Source organism: Microbacterium sp. BF1 (assembly GCF_019279095.1).
Classification (GTDB): Bacteria; Actinomycetota; Actinomycetes; order Actinomycetales; family Microbacteriaceae; genus Microbacterium; species Microbacterium maritypicum.
Genome location: NZ_JAGYWT010000201.1, coordinates 1 through 4,279, shown reverse-complemented (window position 1 = coordinate 4,279; position 4,279 = coordinate 1). Strand labels below are relative to the sequence as shown.

The 4,279-nt window shown below is 67.5% G+C and carries 5 protein-coding genes; 4 read left to right on the top strand and 1 reads right to left on the bottom strand.

Features of this window, described 5'->3' with window-relative positions:
- Window positions 1-384 (top strand): TilS substrate-binding domain-containing protein (locus KZA10_RS08645; RefSeq protein ID WP_218682660.1); only part of this gene is annotated, 384 nt, incomplete at its 5' end.
- A 63-nt stretch (window positions 385-447) separates the two neighbouring features.
- Here the strand turns inward: KZA10_RS08645 and KZA10_RS08640 are convergent.
- Entirely contained in the window at window positions 448-1,044 is a 597-nt protein-coding gene (locus KZA10_RS08640; RefSeq protein WP_141387566.1) for a DUF937 domain-containing protein, read from the bottom strand.
- A 132-nt stretch (window positions 1,045-1,176) separates the two neighbouring features.
- On the opposite strand from KZA10_RS08640, the gene hpt reads away from it, so the two are divergent.
- From hpt to folE, 3 genes are all read left to right on the top strand, one after another.
- The gene (hpt, locus tag KZA10_RS08635) at window positions 1,177-1,728 is read left to right on the top strand and encodes a hypoxanthine phosphoribosyltransferase (RefSeq protein ID WP_017831480.1); all 552 of its coding nucleotides are present in this window, start codon (window positions 1,177-1,179) and stop codon (window positions 1,726-1,728) included.
- A 73-nt stretch (window positions 1,729-1,801) separates the two neighbouring features.
- Window positions 1,802-3,802 (top strand): ATP-dependent zinc metalloprotease FtsH, encoded by a 2,001-nt coding sequence (gene ftsH, locus KZA10_RS08630; protein ID WP_218682659.1) that lies wholly within the window; start codon window positions 1,802-1,804, stop codon window positions 3,800-3,802.
- A gap of 1 nt (window position 3,803) precedes the next feature.
- On the top strand, window positions 3,804-4,279 hold a 476-nt coding region (gene folE, locus KZA10_RS08625), incomplete at its 3' end, for a GTP cyclohydrolase I (protein WP_218682658.1).

Sequence of the window (4,279 nt, the reverse complement as noted above, 5' to 3'; positions counted from 1 at the left end):
GTGCGCGAGCGCGTGCTCCCTGTTCTCGAGGCCGAGCTCGGCCCTGGCATCGCCGAGGCCCTCGTGCGCACGGCCGAGCAGCTGCGGGAAGACGCCGAGGCGTTCGACGAGATGATCCAGGAGACGATCGAAGACATCGTCGAACACGCGGAGGCGGGAATCTCGGTGAGCGTGGCAGCGCTCGCCGCCAACCCTGCGGCGCTGCGCAACCGCATCATCCGTCTCGTCGTCGACAGCGAGTTCGGGGTCAGCCTCACGAGGACGCAGACCGTCGAGGTCGCGCGACTGGTGACCGACTGGAGCGGTCAGGGACCGATCGACCTGCCAGGGTGCTCGGCCGTTCGTCACGGCGGGCGCATCGTCTTCACCGCATCCGGCCGCTGAGCGCGTCTCGTCTCGAACGCTCTCCGCGTCCGTACCCGACGGCCGGATGGGTGGAGTGAGGTCTTACTTCTTTCCGCCGAGGAGGCCGCCGAGGATCCCACCGAGGTCGATGCCGCCGCCGGAGCCGCCGCTGTTGCCGCCACCGAGCAGCCCGCCGATCACGTCGCCGATGCCGCCCGACGCGCCGCCCTTGTCGTTGCCGCCGAGGAGGCCGCCGATGAGGTCGCCGATGCCACCGGAGCTCTCGGCTCCGGCATCGGCCTTCGCCGTCTTGTCCTTGTTCGCGTTGGCGATGAGGCCCATCACGATGGGGGCCAGGATCGGAAGGAGCTTGCCGAAGTCGATGCCGGGGGTCGCCTTCGACTCCGTGAGCTCCTTCGTGACCTCCTTCTCCTTCGATCCGAGGATGTGCGCGACGATCCTGCCGCCGTCCGCCTGATCGATGTCGTCGACCTTCGAGGCACCGGAGCTGCCCTCGTGCTTCTTGAGCGCGTTCCGGATGGCGGCGGAGCCCTCATCCGTCTGCGCGTTCTGGGCGAGCCCGCCCAGCAGCACCGCGCCGCCCTGCTCGACCGCGACCTTGGCCTCGTCGCGCGAGACGCCCAGCTTCTCGGCGATGTCGTCGATCGGCACCTGCGTGAGGATGTCGTCAAGAGCCATGGTGAATCCTTCCGTCGGGGCGTCCGCCCACATCACCGCTCACAGTAGTGCGGATGCCGCGCGAGGGGGAGATGCCTCCCCGATCGACGAACCTGGGACCGAGCATCCGATCGCGTCGCCTAAAATCGATCCATGCGCGCCGCGGAGATCCAGGACGACCTTGCACAGATCCTCGTCACAGAGGAGGAGATCCTTGCCAAGCTCGACCAGCTCGCGGCGCAGGTCGCCGAGGATTACGAGGGCAAGGACCTCGTCCTCGTCGGGGTGCTCAAAGGCGCCGTCATGGTCATGGCCGACTTCGCGCGGGCGCTGCCGTTCCACGCACCGATGGACTGGATGGCGGTCTCGAGCTACGGAGCGAGCACCAAGTCGAGCGGCGTGGTGCAGATCCGCAAGGACCTTGACACCGACCTCAACGGCAAGCACGTCCTGATCGTCGAGGACATCATCGACTCCGGCCTGACCCTCAGCTGGCTGCTGGAGAACTTCGGATCCCGCGGAGCCGAGTCGATCGAGGTGCTGGCGCTCCTGCGCAAGCCCGAGGCCGCGAAGGTCGTCATCGACTGCAAGTACGTGGGCTTCGACATCCCCACCGATTTCGTCGTCGGATATGGCCTCGACTACGACGAGCGTTACCGCAACCTGAGAGATGTCGCGGTGCTCGCGCCACACGTCTACAGCTGACGCCGGCGCCACGCTACGCCGTGGGTGAACGCACAGCGGCCCCCTAGGGCGCGCGCGATACGCTGATCCGATCATGGATGTGAAGAAGCTCACCCGGAATCCGCTGATCTACGTCGCGCTGATCGGCGTGCTCCTGTTCGGCGGTTTCCTGCTGATCTCGAATCTGGGCGCGCCCAAGCAGATCACGACGCAGGAGGGGCTCAAGCTCCTCTCCGGCACCACGGTCACCGAGGTCGTGAACACCGATGGCGATCAGCGTGTGGACATGACGCTCTCCAAGCCGTTCCAGGGCTCGGAGAACGTGCAGTTCTACTACGTCGACGCGCGCGCCGACGAGGTGGTCACCGCGATCAACGAGGCGGCTCCGAAGGACGGCTTCAACGACGCCGTCCCGCGCGCGACCTGGTTCGACGGCTTCCTCTCGCTCCTCCTTCCCCTCCTGCTGCTGGGTCTGCTGTTCTGGTGGCTGCTGTCGTCGATGCAGGGTGGTGGCGGCAAGGTCATGCAGTTCGGCAAGTCCAAGGCCAAGCTCGTCAACAAGGAGACCCCCACCGTCACCTTCGCCGACGTGGCCGGTGCCGACGAGGCCATCGAAGAGCTCCATGAGATCAAGGAGTTCCTCCAGGACCCCGCGAAGTTCCAGGCCATCGGAGCCCGCATCCCGAAGGGCGTGCTGCTGTACGGCCCTCCCGGAACCGGCAAGACGCTCCTCGCCCGCGCCGTCGCCGGCGAGGCCGGAGCCCCCTTCTACTCGATCTCCGGTTCCGACTTCGTCGAGATGTTCGTCGGCGTCGGTGCCTCGCGCGTGCGCGACCTCTTCGGCCAGGCCAAGGAGAACGCGCCGGCCATCATCTTCATCGATGAGATCGACGCCGTCGGTCGACACCGTGGCGCCGGCATGGGCGGCGGCAACGACGAGCGCGAGCAGACCCTCAACCAGATGCTGGTGGAGATGGACGGCTTCGACCCGAACGCGAACGTCATCGTGATCGCGGCGACCAACCGCCCGGACATCCTCGACCCCGCACTGCTGCGCCCCGGTCGCTTCGACCGTCAGATCGGCGTCGACGCGCCCGATCTCAAGGGCCGTCAGAAGATCCTCGAGGTGCACAGCAAGGGCAAGCCCCTGGCGAAGAGCGTCGACCTCGAGGTCGTCGCCCGCAAGACCCCTGGATTCACGGGTGCCGACCTCGCGAACGTGCTCAACGAAGCCGCTCTGCTCACCGCGCGCTCGAACGCGCAACTGGTCGACAACCGTGCCCTCGACGAGGCCATCGACCGTGTGATCGCCGGCCCGCAGCGCCGCACCCGCGTGATGCGGGACAAGGAGAAGCTGATCACGGCGTACCACGAGGGCGGTCACGCGCTCGCCGCCGCTGCGATGAACTACACCGACCCCGTGACCAAGATCACGATCCTGCCCCGCGGCAAGGCCCTCGGCTACACGATGGTGCTGCCGCTGGACGACAAGTACTCCGTCACCCGCAACGAGCTCCAGGACCAGTTGACCTACGCGATGGGTGGCCGCGTCGCGGAGGAGATCGTGTTCCACGATCCGACCACCGGTGCCTCGAACGACATCGAGAAGGCCACCTCGATCGCCCGCAAGATGGTCATCGAGTACGGCATGACCGCCGAACTCGGTCCGGTGAAGCTGGGGACGGAAGGCGGCGAGCCCTTCGCCGGCCGCGACATGGGTCGAGGCCGTGAGTACTCCGAGACGATCGCCGAGCGGGTCGACACCCAGGTCCGCGCGCTCATCGAACAGGCCCACAACGAGGCGTACGAGGTCATCAGCGCGAACCGCGACATCCTCGACAAGCTCGCCCTCGCGCTGCTCGAGGAGGAGACCCTCGACCACAACCAGATTGCGGAGATCTTCACCGAGATCAAGAAGCTCCCCGAGCGCCCGCTGTGGCTCTCGAGCGAAGGACGCCCCGTGTCCGAGCGCCCTCCGATCGAGGTTCCGAAGAAGGACGTCTCGCTCGCGGCATCGGTCGAGGCTCCGGCCAGCGCGCCGCGCACGCAGCAGGGTTCGGCGGGAGCCGGGAACCCGCGCCCCGCGACGGCGTGACGTGACGGTCGACAGGCAACGTGTCGAACGGCTCACGAGAGAGCTGCTCGAGGCGATCGGCGAGGACCCGGACCGACCGGGGCTGAAGCAGACCCCGTCGCGCATGGCGGAGCTGTATTCCGAGTTCTTCTTGGGAGTCGGTGAAGACCCGGCCGAACCGCTCGCTCGCACCATCAGCGTCTCGCGCGGTCCCGCCCCCGACACCCTGCCCTCCGGTGCGGTGCTGCTGCGCGACATCCGTTTCCGTTCCGTCTGCGAGCATCACCTGCTGCCGTTCGCCGGGCATGCGCACATCGCCTACCTCCCCGGCGAGCAGGTCGTGGGACTCGGAGCGCTCGTGCGCGTCGTCGAGATCCTCGCTGCGCGCCCCCAGGTGCAGGAGCGCCTCGGCGAGCAGATCGCCGACACCATCGCGGAGCACCTCGACACCCGGGGCGTGCTGGTCGTGCTCGATGCCTCGCACGGGTGCGTGACGAT

Coding starts and splice junctions, on each gene's coding strand:
- ftsH (WP_218682659.1), top strand. CDS start 1,802: ATGGATGTGAAGAAGCTCACCCGGAATCCGCTGATCTACGTCGCGCTG.
- hpt (WP_017831480.1), top strand. CDS start 1,177: ATGCGCGCCGCGGAGATCCAGGACGACCTTGCACAGATCCTCGTCACA.
- KZA10_RS08640 (WP_141387566.1), bottom strand. CDS start 1,044: ATGGCTCTTGACGACATCCTCACGCAGGTGCCGATCGACGACATCGCC.